A 21,228-nucleotide genomic window follows, 5' to 3' on the forward strand; every position below is an offset into this window, starting at 1 on the left:
GAATCCCTCCTTACAGAGCGATGATCATGGGGTTGGCCAGACGCACGTCCGCCCCGGCCGCGTGCGGTTTCACGATGCCGTTCACCGAGCGGTCGACGGTCATGAACTGGGGGTTGCTGATCTCGAACGCGCTGAACGAGAACTGCGCGTCGGCGTTCGTGTTCGACGCCAGCCGTGCGGCGGTCACCGCGAGCAGGCCCGTCGTGATCTGCCCCGACGTGACGGTCCAGTCCACGAGCCAGCCGCCCGGCTCCGGACGCCCTACAGGCCACACCCGGCCACGGATGCGGTCACCGTCGACACGCATCCGCATCCGAAGCGCCGTCCCGGCGGTGTACGTGAGCCCGGTCGGCAGCAGCCCGGACAGCGACGTGCCGGAGCGCACGGCCTCGATGCCGACCGCGCCGCTCGTGCCCAGGTCCAGGCGCACGGCGTAGTAGTCGGACCCGGTGATCCTGGCGACCAGCATGCTCGTCAGACTCGCCCCGGTGGCCAGCGCCGCGGGAGTGACCGTGACGGCCATCTCCAGATCGGGCACGGACCACGGCGACAGCATCTGAAAGCGTGTCGGCCCCGCGGTGCCCACCGTGACGATCCCCTGGCCACCCGACACCGACCGCTCCGCGGCCAGCCCACCCGAGGGCACCCACTCCGGCGTCGGTGTGATCCCGGACGGCGTGACGCCCCAGCCGCCCGTTATCGACCGATCGAACGTGTCCCACGCGAACGGCTCGACGCTCGTGGCGGTCACGACCTCGCCGGCCATCACCAGGTCCACCGGCAGATCACCCGCCGCCGCAGACGGCGCGGGCCCCGCCGAAGTCGTCCACGGCAGGCCCACCGTGGTCTGCACGATCAGTCCCGTCGCCGTCTCGTCCACGTCCGCGTCCAGCTCCGAGCCATCCGTATCGACATGGGTGGGCGGCTCGTCGCCGTCGGGCTCGGGCTCGCCGATTTCGCCGACGGCCCACACGCCGCCGGGCGACGCGTTGGCCTCGACGCGCCACCGGGTGGGGGTGATGGTCTCGGCAAGCCCCTCCACCATCAGGTCGACCACGTCGGTGGGGTGCTGCGGCGGCAGGTTCACTACCTGCAAGCGGTCGCCCTCCAGCCGGTCGAGCCACGCGTCGATCGTCTGCGGTGCCAGGTCCAGGCTCGTTGTGACGGCCGGGTAGCGCATGCCGGGCCATGTGCCGCGGTGGAGTCGCCACCCGGCGATGCCCTCCAGCACGCCATCCGTCGCGACGTTGAGGGTCACGGAGTCGTCGTACAGGCCCACCTCGTTGATGGACCCCTCGTCGACGGCACGGGCCGACGAGCCGCCGGTGCGGCTGACGGTGATGTCGTTCCGCAGCCGCTGGTCGTCCAGGATCGGGGCGAACGGGTTGTCGATCTCCGACCGGCGTGCGTCCAGCACGAGCCCAGGCGCCTGGTTGTACAGCGTGTACCGCGCCCGGTAGCCGAGCCCGATCGTGTCCCGCAGCTCATACAGGATGCCGCCGTCCGCGTCCGCGCACTGCTGGAGCAGCTCCAGCAGGGTGGCCTGCCCCTGCGGGCCCATCTGCGGCGACTCTGCGGCATCGCCGAGCACGGAGATCGGAAGGTGTTCCTCTACGGCCAGGCGCCGCATCCGTGCCAGCGCCCGCTCCCCGTCGTATGCGGCCTCCGGGCCGCGGGACCCGGGCCGGTACACGTCCAGCGACGGGTCGTTGACGTAGGTGATGTGGCCGACCGGCAGCCCGGCGAGGCCCGCGGTCCATCGGCTGTCGATCCTGACCGGCCTGATGTATGGCATCGGGCCGACTGCGGACGCCGTGGCCACGTACCAGTTCTGCGACTGGCCGACGGGTGTCCACCACATGCGGTAGTCCCAGCCGCCGGAGATAGGGATGCCCACCAGCCGGACCCGGCACCATCCGGCGGTCGCCGCGGCGAGTGCCGTGGCGTCGGTCCAGAACTGCTCGGCAATGACGTTGCCGTCGACATCATGGACACGGATACGGGCCTCGCCGGCGCCGAGGTATCCGGTGATGCGCGCGGCTCCCCCCGTGGTCCACACCCGCCACAAGCCGTAGCTCGTGTCGGGCATCTCGTCCATGAAGTAGACCAATTCGGCGCGCCAGCCGAGCGCGGTGTTCGGCAGGCTGGGCAGCGACACGCGGAAGCTGCCGCCGTCCTGGCTGACCTGCGGCAGTGGCGCGCTGGAGGGCAGCGAGGAGTTGGCGGCCATGTCGAGTCCCTCGATCGCGCCGACGCGCGTCCCGGGAATGACGGGCGCCGCGGAGGTGGCGTTCGGGCCGTCCTCCAGCGGCCAGTACCCCAGCAGCCCATCACCCTGCGGGATCGCCCTGCGCAGCGTGCTTTGCAGCGCTTTGGCTCCTTGGCCGAGCCTGCGGAGGATGCCGCTGATGGTGATGTCGGTACGCGCCTCCCCGGGCCTCTCTGCTGGCCGGGACGGGTCGGATAGGTCACCCCACGGCCACGTCGGCGCCCACTCATCCACCGTGCCGACCATGCGGGTGCGCCAGTCCGTGATCTCCGCGGCGCCCATCACCTGCCACGTGCGGCCGACACTGTCCGTCCACGACGTGGCCCCGGGCTGCTGTGCGGTGAAATCGGCGTCCGCGACCAGCGGCCCATCGACACCGTCACGCAGCACCGCGCCGTAGTAGCGGCCGGCTCCGCGGGCGAAAGTGAGAGAGAAGATGTCGCCGATGTCGAGGTCGGCACCGCCGGCCGCGTTGAGGCTGGTGGTGCCGGGGCGCGCGATCGGGTCCCCGAGTACCGACCACGGGCCCGTGATCGAGGGCGCCGTGTAGAACGTCACCGTGTGGCCGCCGTCGCCGTTGTCCGGGTCGAGCGTCACACGGAGCGCCCATCGCTGCCCGGCCGCATACGGCACCACATCGGTCGAGAGCACATCGATGAAGTCGGCACCCGTGGTGGACCACGTGACCTGGAGTCCGCCCGTGACCGTGATGAACACGCGCCACATCCGCGCGCCGTTGGTGTTGTAGCGGCCGATGACCTCCGTCTGGTACGGCTCCCACGGGCTCACGCTGAAACCCGCGACCCCCAGCTGCGCAGGCAGCCGGTCCAAGGCCAACTCCACCGCAACATCGAGGGCGCTCACGTTCAGCGCCGCCGTCGTCGCGACCCTGGCCCGCGCTCCCACCGCATTTCGTATGGATAGATGCGGCCCTCCGGCCTGCACGCTGATCCGCGCCGGGACTCCCTGCCGCACATACGGGTAGTACGCGCCCAGCGGATGCCCAGGGGTGTAGTCGCTGCGGTTGTTGACGAGTCGCGGGGATGCGGACGTCGGCGATGGCTGGGCGGCTTCGTCCGCCCGGCCGCGGCCAATTTGGATCTCGGCCTCGCGGTCGAGGTCTGGGGACACGTCCGTCCATGCCCATACGCCCGGATCGGCTGCGGGGTCGGCGCCGAACGCCAGCTCCAGCCGCACGGGCAGCCACCAGGGGCGCTCGGGGTAGGCCATCACACCTCCATCTCGGCGAGCAGGGCGCGCGTCCGGTTGGGGTGTCCGGCGGCGTGCCGGTAGCGGCGGTAGAGGGCGCGGGACGCCAGCGAGCCCCAGCGGCGGGAGTCACGCGCTTGGGGTGGGTGCCACAGGTGCCAGAGGGGCGCGTCTCCCCGCCATGGGGGCCCGGCGAGCGTCCGCAGTGCGAGCGCGTGCGATTCGTCTTCCTGCCCCCACCCGCGGTATCGCGGGTCGAGCGGGACCTGTTCATACACCTGGCGGGGCAGCACGGTGATGCCGCCGCCCTCGAACCCCCGGTACGCAGGCTGGACGAGCCCACCGCCGAGGGGGGCGCCGGCGAGGACCGCGGCCGTGGCGTCCTGGTCGAGCCGGTGCACGTCCCCATGGGGGATGCCCCATGGCCAGCCACTGCGCACCGCATCCACCGCGGCCGGGATGCCGCCCGTCCACACGTCCGCGTCCGCGATGACCAGCACGTCTGCGCCCGTGTGGCGCAGCCCGTCGGCGACCGCAGCCGCTTTGGACCACGGCCCGGGTGGGGCTTCGGCGAGGATCGGTTCGTGACCGGCGCGGCGCCAGCGCGGCAGCAGCCACGCCAGCGACGCCTCCCGGTGCGGGCAGCCGCCGCGCCACGGGATCACGACAGCGACTCGACCACCTGCACCCATGCCGCCAGCTCCTCCCGCGGGTCAAGCTCGACCGAGCGCTTGAGCGCCGCGGTGGATGCGGTCTCCCACTCGACCGGGTCGAGGAGACGCCGGATCTGGCGCTCCCAGCCGCCCAGATCGCCCCGCTCCACGAACATCCCGGCGTCGCCGAGCGCTTCGCGCAGGCCGGGCGTCGGCGCGGCGATGACCGGGATGCCGCTCGCCATGGCCTCGACTCCGGCCATGCCGTAGGACTCGTAGATGCTGGGCATGATCAGCAACCGGGTGCGCGGCCACACGTCGCGCCGCATCTGGGCGGTGTGCTGGATGATCTCGACGTTCGGGAGGTCGCGCACGATCTGCGGGCCGTGGCCGCCGACGACCCCAGCGAACTGCATGTCTGGCATCCGGTCGGCCAGCCGGTACAGAATCTCGCCGCCCTTGTCCCGGTTGAGGTTCACCAGCGTCACCGCGTCGCCATGCTGGTCGACACGGTGTTCGTCCGGCCAGACCGGCGGGTGCACGACCAGCGTCCGGGAGCCGGGCGGGATGGCGCGGCGCCGGGCGAAGTGCTCCCGCACCCACACCGTGTTGAACACGAGCAGGTCAGGGCGCCAGCGGCGCGTCACGGCCAGGCTCGCAGGGAACGTGTTGTGGGCGACGTGCGCAACGGCGGGGGCCGGTTCGCCGCGGCGTCGGGCCCGCGCCGCGTAGTGGGAGGCGTGGGGCGCCTCCTGGTGGTGGCTGACCAGCACGTCGGCGCCGATCGCGTCCAGGATTGCTGGCACCGGGCGTCCGCGGACCGCGCGCCGCACCCGCACCCCCTCATGCACGTACTCGTCCGGCCCGCGCCGGTGCTCGGTCACCACTGCCTCGACCTCGTGCCCGGCCACGGCGAGCGCCCGCAGCATGGCGTGCAGCATCGTCTCCGACCCGGCCATGTAGTGCGGCACGTAGTAGTGCACCAGGGCCGCGATCCTCACCGCGACCACCACCAGCGGCCCAGCACCTCGCCGCGGAAGCTGTCGCATCCGCCCATCAGCGCGTCCATCTCCTCCCACGACCAGTGCGCCAAGTGCGTCTCGTGCGGGTTGCCGTGGACGGCCCCCTGCTCCATGCAGATGATCGGCACGGACACCATCACGTGGTCGGCGCACTCCATCAGCTCCGCGAGCAGGCGGCGCGCGTCGTGCTCGGGCAGGTGCTCCACTACATCCCCCAGCAGCACGGCTCCGTCCGCAGGGAAGGGGAAGCCGCGCACGTCGCTGACGTGCACCTGGTCGTATTTCTCCGCGAGGTTGAACCGCTCGACGTAGGGCTCCCAGATCTCCACGCACTCCCAGCGCGCGTCCGGGGTGAGGTGCCGCATCAACATCGAGTAGATGCCCTCACCGGGCCCCACATCGATGACCAGTGCGGGCCGGGCGGCCTTGAGCCGCTCGGCCACCCAGTCGCGGCCTTCGTGGTGCGAGACGGGCACGCCTTCTCCTCACCGAGCGCGTCCGAGGCGGGTGACATCCCCGCCGAGCTGGGTGCGGACCATTTCCTCCAGCCACGCCCGTAGATGCCGGTCTCCGGCCACGATCTGCACCACCGCTGCGGGTGCCGCGGCGCGGCCCGTGGGGACGGTGGCGCGCACGGTCGGCAGCATGTCCTCCAGCCGGTCGAGCGGGATGACGGCCTCGTCCTGCCCAGCCTCGCCGATGAGGGCGAGGGTCCCGCCGCGGCGAGCCTGCACGATGCCACCGGCAGCCAAGTACGGCACGTTCGGGGTGCTCAGCGTGAATGACGGCACAGAGACGCCGAGGAACGATCCGCCTCCGACCGTGAAGCTGAGCCCGTTCCATCCGCGGATGATGGCGTTGATGCCGCCGCGGAAACCGCCCCCGATGGTGTCGGCGATGTCGCCGCCCAGCCCGGAGAACCACCCCAGTACCTTGCCGGGCAGGTCGGCGAGGGTGTCCCACCAGCCGGAGACGGTGTTGACTCCGTCCTCGACGCGGGCGCCGATCCAGTCCATCGCCGTGCCGATGGCCCCCTTGATGGTGTCCCAGTGGGAGATGATGATGCCCGGCAGCGACCACGTCATGAACAGGTCGACGATCCACTGGACGACGCCTCTGACCTTGGCGTACACCCAGTCCCACGCGGCCGTCGTCGCGGCCACGATCTGGTCCCAGTACACGATGACCAGCGCGACCGTTCCGGCCAGCAGCGCCACGCCCGCCACCACGCCCAGGATGATCCACGTGATGGGGTTCGCGGCCAACGCGAGGTTGATCGCCCACACGGCGGCCGTCATGATGGCAAGCGCGGCCGCGACACCGATCACGGCCAGCGCAACGGCTTGGAACAGCGCGGGGTTGGACGAGGCCCAGTTGCCGAGCGTGGTGAGCACCGGCATCACAGCCTGCCCAAGCGTGGCACCCAGGGTGCGCAGCGCAGCGGTGAACTGCTGGCTGGGGTCGTTGGCCATAGCTGTCGTCACGCCGGACGCGGCCCCGGACACGTCGTCCAGACCGGCGGACGCCGCCGACGTCGCCGGGTTCATAGCCAGCAGAGCATCAGCGCTCTCACCAGCCATGTCACCGAACAAAGCGACGGCCAGCTCGGCGCGTTCCGCGGGGTCTTCGACTCCGCGCAGGGCCTCCAGGGTGTCGCCCATAGCGGCTGCCGCCTCGGGGCCACCGGAGTGGATCGCCGAGAGCATGCCCTCCGCGTCCAGCCCTAGCCCCTGGAACGCCTCGGCCGCGGCGGCGGTGTCCTCGGCGGTGATCCGCGCGAACTCGTGGATCACGTCCGCCGCTTGGTCGATATCCCGGCCGCCGGCCTGCACGAACTGGCTCATCAGCCCGAACGCGGTCGCCCCGTCCAGGCCGAGCCGCTGGAACTGCTCGCTGTACTCCTGGACCACGGCGGGGATGTCCCCACGCATGCTCGCAGGCAACGCCTGTGCAGCGGCGACGAGCAGGTCGAACGCCTCCTGCCCCGTCCCAGCGAGCCCGTTTTCGATCGCGGTCCCGGCCGCGGTGGCGGCCTCGCCGACGTCCCACTCGAACACATCGGCCATGGCCAGGGCCTGGCTGGACAGGTCGTTCAGCTCGGTGTCGCTCGTCGAGCCGAGGTCCACGACCGAGCTGGCCACGACACCCACAGCCTGTGCGGCATCGTCCATGGAGGCGCCGAACCCGGCGGTGAACACGTCGCCCGCAACGGCGCCGACGCGCTCCGCCTCGGCCTCCGTGAGTCCCAGCTGCGCGCTCACGCGCGCGTTGGCCGCGCTGGTGTCCATGGCGTTGGCCAGCCCGGCGCCGAACGCCAACGCGGCGATGCCGCCTGCTGCGGCGCCTGGGCCCGCGAGGCTCTCGCCGAGGCCGGACATGCGGTCGGCGAACGAGCTGTTCATGGCGTCGCCCGCGGCGTCGCCTGCGTTGTCGCCAGCCCGCGTGGCGGCCCGGGTCAGCTCGTCCGTCATCCCGGACTGGATGCTGCTGGCGAACCCGCGGAACGAGGGGGTAAGCGCGATCCAGGCAGTTCCGACTTGGGGCCCGGCAGGGGTGGTCACCGACACACCCCCTCGGCTGGGTCAGCGGCGTGGTGGCCGTGGTCGCTGGCGGCGCAGCAGCGCCCGCCCGCGGTCGATCAGCTGCTCGCGCGCATGCCCGCGCAGCGCCTCCACGCGAGACGGGCGCGCCACGGGCTTGGGCGCCGACCCGGCGTTGCTGCCCTTCTTGCTGCGCTGCCAGTTGGCCATGGCGAGGGCATCGAACGCACCGGCGGCCAGCTCGATATCGATGGGGTACACGCCGCGCTCGCGGGACTTCGCCCACGCCAGCGCGCTGGCGCTGGTGGCTGGCTGCACCCGCAGGATGCGGCCCAGCCGCCCCCACGTGAGAGGGTCGGTGCCGATGTCGCCGAGGTCCACGCCGATGCGCAGCAGGTCGTACTCGATCTCCCCGCCGTACTCGCTCAGGAGGTCGGCGAGGGCGAAGATTCCCCCAGGTCATCGACGCCCTGCGCCTGCTTGTACTCCTCGATCAGTAGTAGCAGGTCGTCTGCCCGGCCTCCTGCGGCGGTGAATGCCTCGTACTGTTTGGTGCCCATCAGCTTGCGCACGAACGGGATGTCTCCGGTGTGCCGCGAGTTCTTCGCGGCCTCCTTGAGTTCGTCGGGCCAGAATCCGGGTGCGGGGATGGAGTAGGGCTTGCCGTCGACGGTGACGGTGAGCTTGTCGCCGCCCTTTCGCTGCGCGGCCCGGCGCCGCAGCTCCTCCAGATCGAACGTCGTCCTGCTCATGCGCGGTCCTTGATGTCGGCGTCCAGGCTGTTGATGACCTCGACGCGGTCGGCGTAGAGCGTGAGCGTCACGCTCGGGATCTCGTCGGGGTCGACCGAGAGGTGAACGTCATCGCGCCCAACGATGTAGGGGAAGGGTTGGCCGTCGACCGTGATCGACGTGTCGTTGCCACGACGCTCGACGCAGATCAGCTCTGGGAGGGTGGGTTCCATGCGCGGTCTCCAGTGGAGAGGTCAGCTGCCCGGCATGATCATGGCGGGGTTGTTTGTGTTCTCGATCAGCGCGACGCCGCGCGTCACGCCGTCCACTTCCATCTCGTGGACCTTGGCGAGCAGCGTCATCTCGTACATCGTCAGCTCTCCCGCGGTGTGCGGGACGTCGCCCATCTCGTCCACCACCAGCGTCGGGATGTAGATCCTCTTCCAGGTGCCGCCGTCGACGAGATCGAGGCACCCGCTCCTGACGTCCTCGCCGGACTGCTGCACGACCACGGTCTGTGTCAGGTCGCCGGTCGTGGTGATGATGCTGTCGGGGTAGCGCAACTGCTGCACGACCCAGTTGTCCTCCAGGGCTTGCACCTGGACCGTATGGTCGTCCTCCGTCACGGCGGTGCGGACGATGCTATTGCCCTGCCAGCCGCGGAACCGCTCGACGGTGCGCTCCCGGCCCTGTGTCGGGCCGTCCTCGGACAGCCAGCCCAGCTCGTAGAACTCGTCACCAGGCGGCTGAAACTGGCCGTTCTCGTCGTAGATCGGGGGCAGCGGGAACGCTGCGACGGGCTCGCCCGGCATCGTCACCCACAGCCCGGAGTCGTAGCCGTACCAGGCCCTGGCGTTATCTGAGTTCTTGGCCACGGCGCATCTCCTTTCAGGGTGTCGGGACCGCGCCGCGGACCGACAGCACAACGGTCATCAGCGCCCGCGGTACATCCGAGGGCGCGTCGGGGATGAGGGTCGGCCCGGTCTCCTCGGCCGAGACACGGACCTCGGGCACGTACTCGGGCATCCGCGCCAGGTGGTAGCGCGCGGTCTCCGCCAGCTCGGCGGCGCGCGGATCGGTGGCGGCCCACACCTGCACGTCGAGCCGGGCGTTGTCGACGATCGCGTTGCGGCGCGGACCACCCAGGCGCCGCAGCAGCACCATCTCGGGCGGGCGTTCACGCGGCACCTCCGAGCCGACGTGAACCGGAGCGAGCAGCGGACGCAGATACGTGGTGGCCAGCAGCGTGGCGTCCGGGAACCTGACCGCTGGCGCGGGCATCAGTTGCCTGCCGCGTCGATCGCGCGGCCGAGGAACCGGTGCCGTGCCTCCGCGTACAGCACGCCCGGATGCCGGGCGGTGACAATTCCCCGCACGCGGTCTCGGCCGACCCGCGTCGTGGCGTCCACCACGATCGCACCCTCCTGCATCTCCGGCACCGCAGCCTGCGCAGCAGCACGCACCCGCTCGGCTCGGCGCTGAAGATCGGCCCGCAGATCGTCACCGGTCGCCAACCTGCCGATGCCGCCGTAGTCGACATCGATCCGCACGCGCGCACGCGTCATGTCAGCCCTCCATGCGAGTCAGCAGAATCTCGGTATGGGCCAGGCGGCCCGTGGGCCCGCGCCAACGGTCGACGTCTCCGTCGATCACCCACGTGACGCCGGCCCACTCGATCCGGTCGGTCGTCTCGATGTCGGCGCCGATCGGCCCGAACGCGCGCCGGTTGCGCTCCAGCCCGTCGCGGGGGATCGTCTCGGCTGCCGTCTGGCGCGAGCCCTGCACGGGCTGCACCCGCCAGCCGGTCAACGTCGTGCGCACGGCCGACGCCCAATCCCGCACCGGATCGCCGTAGGGGTTGGTGACCAGCGGGGCGCGGACGCGGGTGACGCTGTCACGGAACCAGGGGAACGGCACGAGCCACCCCCTACGGCCGGTTGGCCAGCCGGTACCGGTCCAACACCCGCCGCTCGGCACCCGTCAGCATTCCGCCGACGCCCGAATCCTCCGAACCGCCGGACGTGGCGTATGAGACCGACTCGCCGCCGGCCTGCTCCGACGAGACCCCGACCGGGGCCGTCGCCGTCCGCGCCGCCAGAGCGACCAGCACGGAGCCGACCGCGCCCGGCGGCTCCTCGTACCCCGAGTCCATCTCGGCGCGCACCCGCCGCGGGCCGTCCGACCAACAGCCGCACCGCCACAGCCAGCCGCCCTCCGACCAGTCCCACCCGCCAGCCACGGCCGTCCAGGCATCCAGCCCGTGGTCGTACTGCGGGCGAGTCTCCACCGCGGTGACCGCGTGCAGCATCATCGTCGGCAGGCCGGCCACCGGGCCGCCGACCGTGTCCACCGTCACCGTCTCAGTCTCGCGCGGCCACACCCGCCAGCCGCAGTAGTCCCGCACCGCGTCGGCGGCCTCGTCCAGCAGGTCATCGGCCTGCTCGTCGGTCAGGCCTTCCATTCCTGGCCGGCGCCGCAGCCGATCCCGCAGCTCCTCCATCGTCGGCATCGTCAACCGCCTCCATCGCGTCGGCGACCGCCCGGAGGAAGTCGGCGTAGTCGCGCTGCCAGGTCTCGGGGGTCGTGACGACCTCGCCGACCTGCGCCTCCGGGCGCCCCCAGCGCGCATCCACACCGGCAGGCGGATTTCGCCTTCCGGGGCCACGTCAGGCCGTCGCCTTGTTCGCGGGCTGCTGGGCCTTGTTGGCGACGGTGCGCTGCTTGCGCTTCGGCGCCGCGTCCATGGGGACCGGTTCCGGCACGTTCACTGGCACGCCGCCGAGTCTCTCGGCGTCGGCCGCGTTGAGCCGCATCCGCGTCGTGTAGCCGTCGACCTGCACCTCGTAGAGCTGTAGCGGGCCCATCGGCGCCTCCCTCAGGATGAATCCCATGTCAGAGCCGGGTGCCCCGCACGCGAACCCGTGGGTGCCGCACACGGGGCACGCGGCCCTCTTGCTGCTCACCTGGCCCCGCTGCGGCGGGGCATGTCAGCTCCCGGCGCCGAGGTCGATCTCGACGAACGCGCTGGGCTGGAGCACGCCGAAGGCGGCCCGCATCTCAGCGAGGATCGCGACCATGTTGCGGATGAAGAAGTCCGCGTGCGAGTCGCTGACCGTGATGGACGCCTGCTCGCGGTCCCAGAGGACCGCCTTGCGCCAGTCGCCGATGTAGCCAGTGCCCGGCTCCACGCCCTCCGACTGGATGACCGGCAGGCTCCACAGCGGAGCGGTGCCCCCGAAACCCATGCCCGATTGAGAAGGGCCGCCGAAGTAGTAACGGCCCTCGTTGTCCTGGAGCAAGTCCAGGGCCTCGACGTCCAGCGGGTGCAGGACGTACCCGGTCGGCACGCTGCGCCCCACCGTGTACACCAGGGTCTTCGCCTTGCGGGTGGTGGTGAGCAGGTCGGTGTCGAACGCCTGCTGCTGCACACCGGAAACGCTGGCGAGGCCCTCGAAGTTCTCGCCTGTGCCGTCGCCGGAGATCATCTGGTCTTCGAGTTCCTCCTCCAGTCCGTACTGGAGGAAGGCGTCGATCAGCGTGCGGATCTGCGCCGCGTCGCTGAGGGCGCGCTTCGTCACCGGAATCCAGTGGGCGATGGTGCGGACCGGCGTCGTCACCCGCGCCGCCGCCAGCCCGGACTCCGGCTTCGTGCCGGACGTGCCAGCCGTCGCAGTGGCCTCCGGCACCGGGGCGGCGTTGTTCGTGACGCCGGTCATCCGCACGTACTCGACGGTGTCCGAAGAGGTGGTCCCGTTGGTGACGAGATCCCGCAGCATCAGGGGGCGCTGGAACAGGTCCAGGCCGACCTGGAGGCCGCGGTAGTCGGGCTGCACGAGCGCGCCTGCGCTGGTGTCGGAGCCGCCGGTTACCAGGTCCTTCTGTCCGCTGGCGCGGCCGACGAGGCGCTCGAACCCGACGGGCCTGCTCTGGACTCGGTGGTCCTTGCCGAAGACGCCATTCGGGGCGCTGGCAAGCAGTTCCCGGTACTCCTTGGAGCTGGTGAAGTGCTGGCCGAGGGACTTTCCGTCGGGGACGATCAGGCCGGACGGAGTGCGCTGGGCGCCCTTCTCGTTCTTCTCGATGAGACCGACGCCGTCGCCGAGGTCAGCGATCGCGGACCGCATCTTTTCGTCGGCCTTGGCCTGGTCGAGCTTCTTCTTCAACTCGGCGGCCTCGTTCATCTTGGCCTGGATCTCGGCGCGTTCGGCGTCGGTGAAGTCGCGGTCGCCGTCCTCCTCGGCCCGATCCGCGATGTCGCGGGCGGCGCCGAGCGCGGCCTTGACCTGTGCGACGAGTTCGTCGGTCCTGCTGGTGGTGGTCATGTCTCCTCATTCCGTGAGCATGGAGACCTCGGCTGCGAGTAGCGCGAGGTCGGCGCGCAGACGGGGCGAGGCGGGTTCCGACCGGGCGCCGCGGCTCTCCTTGGCCCCGTGGGGCTCCTCGGGGGCGGCGGGCGGGGTGGGCTTGGCCTTCTCGTCGTCGCTGGTGTCGTCGGTTTCGTCGCTGTTGGCGACTGCCGACAGCACCTCTTCGATGTCGTCGGCGGCTTTCCGCAGTGCGTCGCGTGCGGACTTCAGGGTCGTCTCGTTCTTCGCGCTGAGGACGCGGCCGGCCTTCGCGCCGCGGGCGTGGCGTTCGCCCTTCACGTCCAGCAGTTCCGTCGCTTGGTTGGCGCCGATCAGGGTGGGGCCGACCTCGTAGAGCTTCAGGCGCCGCAGCTCGTAGTACGGCTCGCCGTCCTTCTGGTCCACCCACGAGCCTTCGGTGATGTCGTAGGCGAAGCTGAACTGAGTGACCCTGCGGCCCTTCAGCAACCGGTACACCTTCGCGGCCTTCGAGCCCTCATCGAGGTCGAGGCGTGCCTTCACCCACAGGCCCTCCGGCCGCTCCTCCGCCTGCAGCACCTCACCGATGTGGTAGTCCGGGTCGGCCGACATGTGGGACCACAGCACGGGGATCGGGTCGCCGCGCCCCTTCCACTCAGCGAGGGTCTCGGCGAACGCGCCGGGCACGATCCGGTCGCCCACCGAATCGGTGTTGTAGGCGGCGACGATCGCCTCGAAGACGCCGTCCTCGGTGCCCTCGTTCTCCCCTGCGGCCTTGATCCGCACGGGGCAGCTCTTGAGCCGCATGGTCACTCTCCTTCGCCCGCTCCCGGGCAGCACAGACAGGCCCGTGGCCGGGCAAGAGGTAGAGGTCGTCTCAGATGTCGAAGGAGACTTCGACGTCGCACTGGCAGCCGGCACGCTGGAGCGGATCGAGCCTGGAGTCGGCTGGCCAGCGGGCGCCGTTGCTGAAGGTATCGTCCAGCTCGACGGTCTCGCCGTCCATCCGGCGGTGCGCGGGGCGGGGGTTGCTGCTGCGGACGCGCCACGTCTTCGTCGCCTCGCCCCCGGTCTGGGCGGCGAGGCCGCGAGCCGCCTCCGTCGTGCCGAAGCCGCTCATAGCCGTGGCCTCCGACTGAGCGAGAGACAACACTCGCTGCCCGAGTGCCACCACGAACACCGACGACAGAGCGCCCTGCATCTCGTCGTCTGGCTGCTCCAGCGCGGCGGCCAACTGCTCCTCAGTCGCCTCGTTCACCGACTCCGACACAGCCGCGGCGTGGGCGGCGAGCCACTCCAGCGTCGCGTCCTCGTTGTACGTCTCCGGGTCCGCCTCCAGAGCCTCCAGCGCTGCCGCTGCCGCGGCAGCCGAGGCGGCGAGCCCCAGCGCGTACAGGTCGGCAGACAGCTCGGAGACCCACCGATCACGGTCGAACACCTCGGTGATGGACGCCTTGGTCATCGCTCCCGCGCACCGCTTGGCGGCGCCGGCCCGCGACATCACCGAGCGCTGCTGCCGCTCGAAGAACGCCGTCAATGTCTCCTCGTAGCGCCGCTCGTACTCGGCGGGCGCCCGCGCCTTGATCCGGAGTCGACGATGCTTCGAGCGCCCAACCCGGGACGCCTGCCCCTCAGGGGCTGCGGACGGGGGCGGTGCCGAATCGCGCGGGGACGCCTGGCCACCCTCCGTCACGTTCAGCGGGGTGATCAGCTCGTCCCCGCCCTCGATCTGCGGCAGGTTGAACCGGGCGCGCTGCTCGTTCCGGGTCATCCACGGGCCGCCCGTCGCGGTGCTCGCCGCCGCAGCCTGCTCCTCGAAGGAGCCCGACATCTTGCTGGCGATGTTGAACTCGACGTACACGTTGTCGGAGTCCGGCAGGTCGGAGAGCAGTTGGAGTTCGATCTCCTCGGCCAGCCACGTCAGCCAGGGGCCCAGCGTGTCCTGGTAAAGCTGGCGGTGCTGCTCGCGGATGTTGCTGTAGGTGGCGTGGTCCAGGATTCCGACCATAGGCAGCGGGATGTGGTAGGCGCTCGCGACTTCCTCACGGGTGAGCTTCCGGGTCTCCAGGTACTGGGCCTGCTCCGGCGTCATGCCGCCCTGGTGCCACTGCATCCCGTCTTCCAGGATCGGCGTCCCCCCGGCCATCTGCCCGTCGCCCGTGTACAGGCCCCGCCAGTCGGCCCGGAACCGCTCGCGCCCCTTGTCCGACCAGGCAGGCGCCTCGGACGGACGGGAGATCCAGCCGGACATCCGGGCGCCGTTGCGCCACAGCTGCTCGCGGTACGTCTGGCTGCTGAACCCCTCAGCGAGGATGCCGCGCAGCGTCTCCATCGGCGACAGGCCAAGGCGCGAGGTGCTGGGGTTGTAGCCGCGGAAGTACACCACCCGGTCCCGCGGGATCGTGACGACGCCGGCCGAGCCCTTCACCTCGAATCCGCCGGGCTCCATCCAGTCCCCGCCGACCGGCTTCGTGCGGTCCATCGGGAGCCGCACCAGGCCGCCCACGTCGTTGCCCGCGTCGGTCGGCCGAACCCGCGCCCACACCGCCATGTCGTACACGGCGATGTCCTGCACCAGCGCGTTGATCAGCCGGTACCGCGTGGTGTACAGGTTCGGCTTTTTCAGCAGCCGGGCCAGCGGGTGATCCGTCAGCCGCTCCCGATCCGTGTCCGACACCCGGCGGAAGACATGCAGACCCAGTTGCGCGATGTTGCGGCCGAGGAAGTCCACCACCGTGCGGACGTGGGGCTGCGACCGGTAGATGTCGACGTAGTCCATCGTCACGTCGCCCGACAGCCGCACCTGCTGCGGAGCCAACGGTGGCGGGTCGCGGTCCACGCGCGCGAGCTGGCCCGCGCTCACCACGAACGGCATGTCACCTCACCGCCTGAACGAACAACACCTGCGATCGCTCCACCAGCAACTCGCCGTCCACGCGAGACGGCTCGGACGACGGCACCAGCAGCGTCGCGTCGCCCAGCACCAGCAGCGTGCGATGCCGCCGCAACAGCACCCCGTCCACCGCGCTGCCGTCTGACAGGTTGACCACCACCCGCTGGCGGACCGCGACCCGCGCCTCCGCCAGCCACACGCCAGCGAACGCCGCCACCACGGCGGCCAGTAGGACGAGTGCCAGGCTCTGGACGACGATCACACGACCTCCAGTCCTCGCTCCTCGTACACGCTCGGCCCAGACACTTCGCGGTTCCATGCCCGGTCCAGGCCCATCACGGCCGCGGGCACGCCGTCGATCTTGTCGGCCGCGTTCCTCTTGTCCGGCTTGACGTTCTCGCTCGCGTCGGTAGCGACCGCGAGGTTGTCGATCATCCAGCGCATCACCGGATTCCCGCCGTGCCGGAACAGCGGCTTACGCTCAGTGCCCTGCCGTAGCAGCCTGCCCAGCTCTTTGAGCGGTGGCGACATGGACCGGTAGCCCTGCCGCATCTCTTCCATCGGGGCGTCATCCGCCATGAGGTCGGTGATGCACTGGGTGGAGTTCCACGGGTCGAAGGCGATGGCCCGCACGTCGAAGAACTCGCGGTCGGTGGCGATGTCGTTCCGGATGTAGTCGTAGTCCATGACCTCGCCCGGCGTCACCGTCAGCCAGCCCTGGCGAACCCAGACCTCTGCCGCCCCGGCGGTCCGCTCATTCAACCGGGGCAGGTTCGCCTCCGGAGTCCAGAACCGCCACAGCGCGTCGTAGCCGGCGGCGTCATCCGGGAAGACCCACGCGAGAGCGGACAGGTCTGACGTCGCCGCCAAGTCCAGCCCGCCATAGGCCTCGCGGCCCTTCAGTGCGGCCCGGTCCACCATCCCCGCGTTGCGGTCCCACACCTCCAGCGGTATGTACTTCGTCTGCTGCTTGGTCCGGATACCCAGCCGTAGACGCAGGTAGGAGGCCAGCTCAATGGGGTTCTGCCGCGCCTTTGCCGCGGCTTTCTCCATACTTTCCATCGTCGGCGAGTCCCCAGCCGCCAGCCCTGGGTTGGCCTTCAGCCACGTGGCCGGGTCGAATGGGTCGTCGCCCTTCTCCGCGGCGAACACCACGCCGTAGAAGGTGGGGTCGGTCAGCACACTGCGGGCCAGCTTCTCGCAGTACTCCCGCACCTCCGCATACGGGCTGAACGGAGTCCCCGCATCGGCCGTCGTCGCGTACATCACCAGCGGCTGCTCGCGGGCACCCGTGCCCGTCTCCACTGCCTCGATCAGCCCGCGGTCCTTATGCAGATGAAGCTCATCGACGAAACCGCCATGAGGACTCGTGCCGTGCATGGCGTCGGCCGCCGACGACATCACAGAGAAAAACGAGCCGGAGCGGGGATGCTGAATCTGATCCCGAAGCGCCTTCACGTGTCCCTTCAGGTCCGGGGCCTTCGCCGCAAGCAACCGGACCGGATCGAAGCACAGCCGCGCCTGATCCTTTCGGGTGGCAAGGGCGTACACCTCGGCACCCTGCTCGCCATCCGCGCAGGTCAAGTAGATGCACTGACCGCCACCGATCGTGGTCTTCGCGTTCTTCCGAGGGATGTCCAGATACTGGGTCTGGACGATCCGCACCGGGCGGCCGTCCGACGTGGGCTTCACCCAGCCGTAGGTCGGGCCGATCAGGTAGGCGATCTGCCACGACCTTAGGGTGATCGGGCGCCCCGCCCACTTGCCCTTGGTGTGCCGGAGTCGCCGGAAGACATCAACGACTCGGTCGATACGCTCCGGATCGAACCAGGCGCCAGGCACATCCCGCGGTTCTGGCGTCTTATACAGGGGCGGGCAGTTCGGCAGCTCGTAGCCGCGGTCCAGCAGGTACCAGGCCACCTCGGGCGACAACTTCAGGCGATCCAGCTCGCGCTTCCCAGGCAGCTTCACCGTCACGCCGCTCACCCCCTACGCGAAGGGGTTCGCCTCCGTCGCCTCGTCCTTTGCTGGCATCCGGGCCCGCGCTGCGAACGACATCCCCAGCTGCTTCGCGTACTCCAGGAACAACTGCGACTGGCTGCGCATCTCGGACCCGGCCGGGTTCTTCTTCGCCGTCCCACCGTGCGCCGGGTCATCCAGCACCACGTCGCCGCCAGCCAGCGCGTTGCCAGCCTGACGCGCCGCGAGGAAGTGGCGCAGCGCCAGCTCAACGGTCGGCCCGTCGGCCGGAGTCAGGAGCCCGGCCCGGTCCAGCTGGGGCACGATCGCGTCCCACAACTCCACCATCTCCGGGTCGCCGTCCGGGAACCCAGGCGGCCGAGAGGGCGCCGAGGCGTCAACGCGCTCGGCGACTGTCCCGGCCGCCTGCTCGCCAGCCGGGACGGACTTCAAGTGCTTGGGGATCTTCAGGGGGCCACGTGCTCCCATGATCACCCCCGGTCACAAAAGGGGAGAACCCCTGGCGAGAAACTTTTCACCACCTGGGCGGTCTCCGGTATGTCCGTTTTAGGTGATGTAGACGCCCTTACCCTTTGGCCCATCCACCTGGAGAGGTCCGAGCCGTCCACCGGTCATGGCATGCCTTGCATAGTCCTCGTCCGTGATCAGGATCGTGGTCATCGAGCCCCTGCTCGCGCAGCTGGCGCTTGGTGAGGGGCCAGTGGTCGGCCACTGTGCTGAGCTGGTCGCAGTCGCCCGGCTCGTGCACCGTGTAGCCGTGAGGGGTGCGGCAGGTCTGGTCGCAGGTGCAGACCGGATCACGGGCGAGCACCGCGGACCTGAACCGGCCGCGGTGCCGCCTGCCATAGCCTCGCCGGTGGGCTGACCCCCGGCGCTGGTCTACCCCCCGGGCAGCCCGGGGGGTGCACCCCGGGCATGGCGTCCCCGGGGGTATCGGCTTGCGGCAGCCCATGCAGATGCGGGGAGGGCGAGAGGGCATGTGCTGCTCCTCTCGCCCGTTAGTTCCCGCCAGGGTCGGGGCAGTTCATCGTGTCGTCGAGGTCGGGCCAGTCGGCTCGGCAGACGATCACGGCGGCGTCTTCGGTGCGCACGACTTGCACGGTGACGGCTTCGGGTCCGTCGATGGTGTCGGCGTAGTCGCGGATCGCGGCTTCGGCCGTCTCGACGGTGGCGTCGGGGATGAGTAGTTCGGCCTCGCCGATGCCGCCGTCCGGGAGGTCTTCGGTGATGATGCTGTACTCGGGCGCGGGCTCGTCGCTGGCGTTCTCGGCGTCGTCTCCGTCGTCGTCGCTGCACCCGGCGGTGAGTGCGAGTGCGAGGGCCATGGTGGCGAGTAATGCGGTGCGGGCTCTGTTCATGCGGCGATCATGTCGGCTGCGCGGACCACGTGCAGTAGGTGTGACCGTTCCGTGATGACTCGCTGTTGGCTAACGCTGCGCCCAGGGCGGCAGAGGAAGCTCTGCGCGACGCCGGGTGGTCACGGCTTGGCCGTGGTCGTCGCGCTGAATCTCGCTGTACTCGACGTCCACCGTCGCCGCATGTCCGCGCCTGACGGCCTCGAATCCGTCGTCGGCGACGTCGGCGGGGTCGATGTTGTTGGCGTGGAGCCACGCGTTGATCGCGGCTCGGTGCTCGGGTGTGCTCGCGGTGGCCATGCGCTCATCCTCTCGCATGCGACGCCGTGATGGTGGCTCCCCGCCCGTGCCCGGCGGGCGGGGAGCCTGGGGCGCTCTACGCGGCGCGGGGAACGGCGGCGGAGCTGCCCGTCTGGGGGCGCCCTGGGAGCGGCGGGGGATCGCCGTGCGACAGGATGACGCCGGTGTGTGCGTCGCGGACGCATCCGGGGATCTCGTCGAGCCGGTAGCGGACCCGGCCGCGGCCAGCGCCGTACCGGCCGATGCGCCCTTCGGCTGCCCACCGTCGGATGGTGGAGCCGGGGCGTCCTGCGCGGTAGGCGGCCATGTCTTCGGTGATGAGGATGGGAGGCATCTCACCTCCCTCGGGCATGCGAAAGGGCCACCCGGTTGGGTGGCCCTGACGACAGAAAGATCCAGTGAGACGCACTGTACGCTCGCCCAGGTCAGGGCGTCAAGTGCCCTCGTGACCTGCGTCGCCGAGGTTGTCGGCCCATTCGCGGAGTCGAGCGTCTGCTTCCTCCACGGTGAGGCCGCCCTTGGTAATCAGGGTGGCTTGCGTGTCGGCGACGGCCTCACGGAGGCGGGTGGTGTCGACGGTGCCGTGGATGATCACGTGAGGGCCGTCGCTCATGGTGTCCACTCCTGCCGGTAGTCGGGGTGGTCGGCATAGGGCAGAGCAAGGTGACGGCAGGCATCCCAGTACGCAGCGCGAAGGGAACTCAGCGACCTGGCGTGTTGGCCCTCAACCTCGAAGGTCTCACGGTCCAGCCGCTCATGGTCCTCGTACAGCTTCGCGATCCGTCGCTTGGCATCCACCTCGGCGAGCACGCGGGCCGGGTCGTGGCGGCCCATGTGGTCAATCCGCGCTTCGGCGGACGGGCCCGTGGCCAGCGACTCCACCACCGCCCGAGGCGGCTTTCGAGTCTCGACGGTGTAGTAGATGTTCTCCCCGTCGGGGGTCTCCTCGGTCATCGCGCTCCAGGATTCCGCGCCCGCCGCCCGCGCCACCGCCTCGTCCTCGTCGAGCCTCGCGCGCAGGAACGCGATCAAGTCGTCCATCCGTTCATCCTCGCAGATGCGCGCGGGGCGCCCCGGCGTTCGGGGCGCCCCGCTGGTCACATGACGGTGCTCTCGCTGCCGTCCCGGTCGACGACGGCGAGGCGGGGGGTCAGGTCGTAGCCTCCGCGGCTGCGGCGACTGCCCCACGGAGCGTCTGGGCCGTCTTCCCGGCGGCGTCGATGTGGCGCGCGAGATCCCTGTGCCCGCGTCGGCGGCCCTCGCTTCCTAGGGCGGCGAGGTAGATCTCGATGTCGACGAGGTCGCCGTGCAGTTCGACGAGGCCGGGCTGGAATCCGAGCGTGCCGCCGTCGATGCGGCGGGCGCCGAGTTCATGGAGGTCTTGGCCCTCGTTGCGCACGCGCCGGGCTTGGGCGGTGAGGGCTTCGCGCAGGGCGCGCTGGCTGGTGTGGGCGGTGGTCTTGCCGCTGAGGCGGTGGACGAGATCGCGGATCATGAGTCTCCTCAGGTTAGATAGCGGTGACGGGGATAGTGCTGGGAGTGCTGGCGATGGGGGGGCGCGGTGGTGACGACCTCGATCACCACACCGCGACGGGGGACGCGCCGGGCGTGTCGGCCTCGGCTGGGGTAGCGACCCAGGTGTCGCCGCGGGTTTCGATGACGGCCCATCCGGTCCAGGGGTCGAGGACGTGGCAGCCGAATCGTGGGCAGAGCGGGTCGGGGCAATTCGCCGGGCACAGCCCGTACACGTCGCGCAGGGCCTTTCCGCAGAATTCGCGCGTCCAGCTGGACAGGGCGGCGATGATGCGGCGCCGGTCGTGGGTGCCGAATATCCAGGTGTCGCCGTCCTCGGCGGAGGCGATGGGTACGCCGTAGTAGGTGCCGTCTACGTGGATTCCGCTGTCGAGGGAGGTCACAGCGCCTCCCAGGCGGGCGGCGCGGCGGTCTGGCC

General features: G+C 70.4%; 27 protein-coding genes. All 27 read right to left on the bottom strand.

All coding sequences use genetic code 11. From position 1 onward, the window contains the following. Positions 1-10 precede the first annotated feature (10 nt). A complete protein-coding gene (locus STBA_RS00620; protein WP_077057357.1) occupies positions 11-3,499 on the bottom strand; it encodes a hypothetical protein in 3,489 nt (1,162 codons plus the stop codon). Beyond that, positions 3,499-4,143 carry a hypothetical protein gene (locus STBA_RS00625; protein ID WP_079251621.1) on the bottom strand — a complete coding sequence of 215 codons (645 nt, stop codon included), beginning with the start codon at positions 4,141-4,143 and terminating at the stop codon, positions 3,499-3,501. Before STBA_RS00625 ends, STBA_RS00620 begins: the two co-directional genes overlap by 1 nt. Then, on the bottom strand, positions 4,140-5,144 hold the full coding sequence (locus STBA_RS00630) for a glycosyltransferase family 4 protein (protein ID WP_253194473.1): 1,005 nt from the start codon (positions 5,142-5,144) through the stop codon (positions 4,140-4,142). The genes STBA_RS00625 and STBA_RS00630 overlap by 4 nt, the downstream gene beginning before the upstream one ends. Beyond that, on the bottom strand, positions 5,129-5,629 hold the full coding sequence (locus STBA_RS00635) for a class I SAM-dependent methyltransferase (protein WP_077057360.1): 501 nt from the start codon (positions 5,627-5,629) through the stop codon (positions 5,129-5,131). The genes STBA_RS00630 and STBA_RS00635 overlap by 16 nt, the downstream gene beginning before the upstream one ends. Positions 5,630-5,638: 9 nt before the next feature. Beyond that, positions 5,639-7,624, bottom strand: a complete 1,986-nt coding sequence (locus STBA_RS00640; protein WP_077057361.1) for a phage tail tape measure protein — start codon at positions 7,622-7,624, stop codon at positions 5,639-5,641. Between the two features lie 111 nt (positions 7,625-7,735). Continuing rightward, positions 7,736-8,074: a hypothetical protein gene (locus STBA_RS00645; RefSeq protein WP_077057362.1), complete on the bottom strand. Its 339-nt coding sequence runs from the start codon at positions 8,072-8,074 to the stop codon at positions 7,736-7,738. 44 nt (positions 8,075-8,118) lie between these two features. Then, on the bottom strand, positions 8,119-8,445 hold the full coding sequence (locus tag STBA_RS00650) for a hypothetical protein (protein ID WP_077057363.1): 327 nt from the start codon (positions 8,443-8,445) through the stop codon (positions 8,119-8,121). Continuing rightward, positions 8,442-8,657, bottom strand: coding sequence for a hypothetical protein (locus STBA_RS00655; RefSeq protein WP_077057364.1), 216 nt, complete (start codon positions 8,655-8,657; stop codon positions 8,442-8,444). Before STBA_RS00655 ends, STBA_RS00650 begins: the two co-directional genes overlap by 4 nt. Positions 8,658-8,678: 21 nt before the next feature. After that, positions 8,679-9,299, bottom strand: a complete 621-nt coding sequence (locus STBA_RS00660) for a hypothetical protein (protein WP_077057365.1) — start codon at positions 9,297-9,299, stop codon at positions 8,679-8,681. Positions 9,300-9,312: 13 nt separating this feature from the next. Then, a complete protein-coding gene (locus tag STBA_RS00665) occupies positions 9,313-9,705 on the bottom strand; it encodes a hypothetical protein (protein ID WP_077057366.1) in 393 nt (130 codons plus the stop codon). Next, complete coding sequence (locus STBA_RS00670; protein ID WP_077057367.1) at positions 9,705-9,989, bottom strand: hypothetical protein; 285 nt, start codon at positions 9,987-9,989, stop codon at positions 9,705-9,707. Before STBA_RS00670 ends, STBA_RS00665 begins: the two co-directional genes overlap by 1 nt. Position 9,990: 1 nt before the next feature. Beyond that, positions 9,991-10,341 carry a hypothetical protein gene (locus STBA_RS00675; protein ID WP_077057368.1) on the bottom strand — a complete coding sequence of 117 codons (351 nt, stop codon included), beginning with the start codon at positions 10,339-10,341 and terminating at the stop codon, positions 9,991-9,993. Between the two features lie 10 nt (positions 10,342-10,351). Further along, positions 10,352-10,933, bottom strand: coding sequence for a hypothetical protein (locus tag STBA_RS00680; RefSeq protein WP_143659380.1), 582 nt, complete (start codon positions 10,931-10,933; stop codon positions 10,352-10,354). Positions 10,934-11,090: 157 nt separating this feature from the next. After that, positions 11,091-11,288 (bottom strand): hypothetical protein, encoded by a 198-nt coding sequence (locus STBA_RS00685; protein ID WP_077057370.1) that lies wholly within the window; start codon positions 11,286-11,288, stop codon positions 11,091-11,093. Positions 11,289-11,411: 123 nt separating this feature from the next. After that, on the bottom strand, positions 11,412-12,746 hold the full coding sequence (locus STBA_RS00690) for a phage major capsid protein (protein ID WP_077057371.1): 1,335 nt from the start codon (positions 12,744-12,746) through the stop codon (positions 11,412-11,414). Positions 12,747-12,752: 6 nt separating this feature from the next. Beyond that, positions 12,753-13,556 (bottom strand): HK97 family phage prohead protease, encoded by an 804-nt coding sequence (locus STBA_RS00695; protein ID WP_077057372.1) that lies wholly within the window; start codon positions 13,554-13,556, stop codon positions 12,753-12,755. 70 nt (positions 13,557-13,626) lie between these two features. Then, positions 13,627-15,624, bottom strand: coding sequence for a phage portal protein (locus STBA_RS36170; RefSeq protein ID WP_077057373.1), 1,998 nt, complete (start codon positions 15,622-15,624; stop codon positions 13,627-13,629). A 1-nt stretch (position 15,625) separates the two neighbouring features. Continuing rightward, positions 15,626-15,904: a hypothetical protein gene (locus STBA_RS00705; RefSeq protein ID WP_253194474.1), complete on the bottom strand. Its 279-nt coding sequence runs from the start codon at positions 15,902-15,904 to the stop codon at positions 15,626-15,628. Beyond that, on the bottom strand, positions 15,901-17,619 hold the full coding sequence (locus STBA_RS00710) for a terminase TerL endonuclease subunit (protein ID WP_216355893.1): 1,719 nt from the start codon (positions 17,617-17,619) through the stop codon (positions 15,901-15,903). The genes STBA_RS00705 and STBA_RS00710 overlap by 4 nt, the downstream gene beginning before the upstream one ends. Positions 17,620-17,631: 12 nt before the next feature. Beyond that, complete coding sequence (locus STBA_RS00715; protein ID WP_171987612.1) at positions 17,632-17,949, bottom strand: P27 family phage terminase small subunit; 318 nt, start codon at positions 17,947-17,949, stop codon at positions 17,632-17,634. 671 nt (positions 17,950-18,620) lie between these two features. Then, positions 18,621-18,980, bottom strand: coding sequence for a hypothetical protein (locus tag STBA_RS00725; protein WP_143659382.1), 360 nt, complete (start codon positions 18,978-18,980; stop codon positions 18,621-18,623). A gap of 69 nt (positions 18,981-19,049) precedes the next feature. Next, positions 19,050-19,277, bottom strand: coding sequence for a hypothetical protein (locus STBA_RS00730; RefSeq protein WP_077057376.1), 228 nt, complete (start codon positions 19,275-19,277; stop codon positions 19,050-19,052). 76 nt (positions 19,278-19,353) lie between these two features. Then, on the bottom strand, positions 19,354-19,611 hold the full coding sequence (locus tag STBA_RS00735; RefSeq protein WP_077057377.1) for a hypothetical protein: 258 nt from the start codon (positions 19,609-19,611) through the stop codon (positions 19,354-19,356). A 99-nt stretch (positions 19,612-19,710) separates the two neighbouring features. After that, a complete protein-coding gene (locus STBA_RS00740) occupies positions 19,711-19,890 on the bottom strand; it encodes a hypothetical protein (protein ID WP_077057378.1) in 180 nt (59 codons plus the stop codon). After that, the gene (locus STBA_RS00745) at positions 19,887-20,318 is read right to left on the bottom strand and encodes a DUF6221 family protein (protein WP_077057379.1); all 432 of its coding nucleotides are present in this window, start codon (positions 20,316-20,318) and stop codon (positions 19,887-19,889) included. The genes STBA_RS00740 and STBA_RS00745 overlap by 4 nt, the downstream gene beginning before the upstream one ends. A 109-nt stretch (positions 20,319-20,427) precedes the next feature. Further along, the gene (locus STBA_RS00750; protein ID WP_077057380.1) at positions 20,428-20,772 is read right to left on the bottom strand and encodes a hypothetical protein; all 345 of its coding nucleotides are present in this window, start codon (positions 20,770-20,772) and stop codon (positions 20,428-20,430) included. An 82-nt stretch (positions 20,773-20,854) separates the two neighbouring features. Further along, a complete protein-coding gene (locus STBA_RS00755; protein WP_077057381.1) occupies positions 20,855-21,193 on the bottom strand; it encodes a hypothetical protein in 339 nt (112 codons plus the stop codon). Positions 21,194-21,228 lie beyond the last annotated feature (35 nt).

It is taken from the genome of Streptomyces sp. MP131-18 (assembly GCF_001984575.1).
In the GTDB taxonomy this organism is placed as follows: domain Bacteria; phylum Actinomycetota; class Actinomycetes; order Streptomycetales; family Streptomycetaceae; genus Streptomyces; species Streptomyces johnsoniae.

What these genes read in the sequence shown, in the direction of transcription:
- STBA_RS00680 (WP_143659380.1), bottom strand. Translation starts at nt 10,933, where the DNA reads ATGCCGACGATGGAGGAGCTGCGGGATCGGCTGCGGCGCCGGCCAGGA.
- STBA_RS00690 (WP_077057371.1), bottom strand. Translation starts at nt 12,746, where the DNA reads ATGACCACCACCAGCAGGACCGACGAACTCGTCGCACAGGTCAAGGCC.
- STBA_RS00745 (WP_077057379.1), bottom strand. Translation starts at nt 20,318, where the DNA reads ATGGACGACTTGATCGCGTTCCTGCGCGCGAGGCTCGACGAGGACGAG.
- STBA_RS00725 (WP_143659382.1), bottom strand. Translation starts at nt 18,980, where the DNA reads ATGAACAGAGCCCGCACCGCATTACTCGCCACCATGGCCCTCGCACTC.
- STBA_RS00655 (WP_077057364.1), bottom strand. Translation starts at nt 8,657, where the DNA reads ATGGAACCCACCCTCCCAGAGCTGATCTGCGTCGAGCGTCGTGGCAAC.
- STBA_RS00735 (WP_077057377.1), bottom strand. Translation starts at nt 19,611, where the DNA reads ATGCCTCCCATCCTCATCACCGAAGACATGGCCGCCTACCGCGCAGGA.
- STBA_RS00715 (WP_171987612.1), bottom strand. Translation starts at nt 17,949, where the DNA reads ATGGTGGAGTTGTGGGACGCGATCGTGCCCCAGCTGGACCGGGCCGGG.
- STBA_RS36170 (WP_077057373.1), bottom strand. Translation starts at nt 15,624, where the DNA reads ATGCCGTTCGTGGTGAGCGCGGGCCAGCTCGCGCGCGTGGACCGCGAC.
- STBA_RS00620 (WP_077057357.1), bottom strand. Translation starts at nt 3,499, where the DNA reads ATGGCCTACCCCGAGCGCCCCTGGTGGCTGCCCGTGCGGCTGGAGCTG.
- STBA_RS00685 (WP_077057370.1), bottom strand. Translation starts at nt 11,288, where the DNA reads ATGGGCCCGCTACAGCTCTACGAGGTGCAGGTCGACGGCTACACGACG.
- STBA_RS00670 (WP_077057367.1), bottom strand. Translation starts at nt 9,989, where the DNA reads ATGACGCGTGCGCGCGTGCGGATCGATGTCGACTACGGCGGCATCGGC.
- STBA_RS00695 (WP_077057372.1), bottom strand. Translation starts at nt 13,556, where the DNA reads ATGCGGCTCAAGAGCTGCCCCGTGCGGATCAAGGCCGCAGGGGAGAAC.
- STBA_RS00730 (WP_077057376.1), bottom strand. Translation starts at nt 19,277, where the DNA reads ATGGCCACCGCGAGCACACCCGAGCACCGAGCCGCGATCAACGCGTGG.
- STBA_RS00750 (WP_077057380.1), bottom strand. Translation starts at nt 20,772, where the DNA reads ATGATCCGCGATCTCGTCCACCGCCTCAGCGGCAAGACCACCGCCCAC.
- STBA_RS00665 (WP_077057366.1), bottom strand. Translation starts at nt 9,705, where the DNA reads ATGCCCGCGCCAGCGGTCAGGTTCCCGGACGCCACGCTGCTGGCCACC.
- STBA_RS00640 (WP_077057361.1), bottom strand. Translation starts at nt 7,624, where the DNA reads ATGACGGACGAGCTGACCCGGGCCGCCACGCGGGCTGGCGACAACGCA.
- STBA_RS00650 (WP_077057363.1), bottom strand. Translation starts at nt 8,445, where the DNA reads ATGAGCAGGACGACGTTCGATCTGGAGGAGCTGCGGCGCCGGGCCGCG.
- STBA_RS00740 (WP_077057378.1), bottom strand. Translation starts at nt 19,890, where the DNA reads ATGAGCGACGGCCCTCACGTGATCATCCACGGCACCGTCGACACCACC.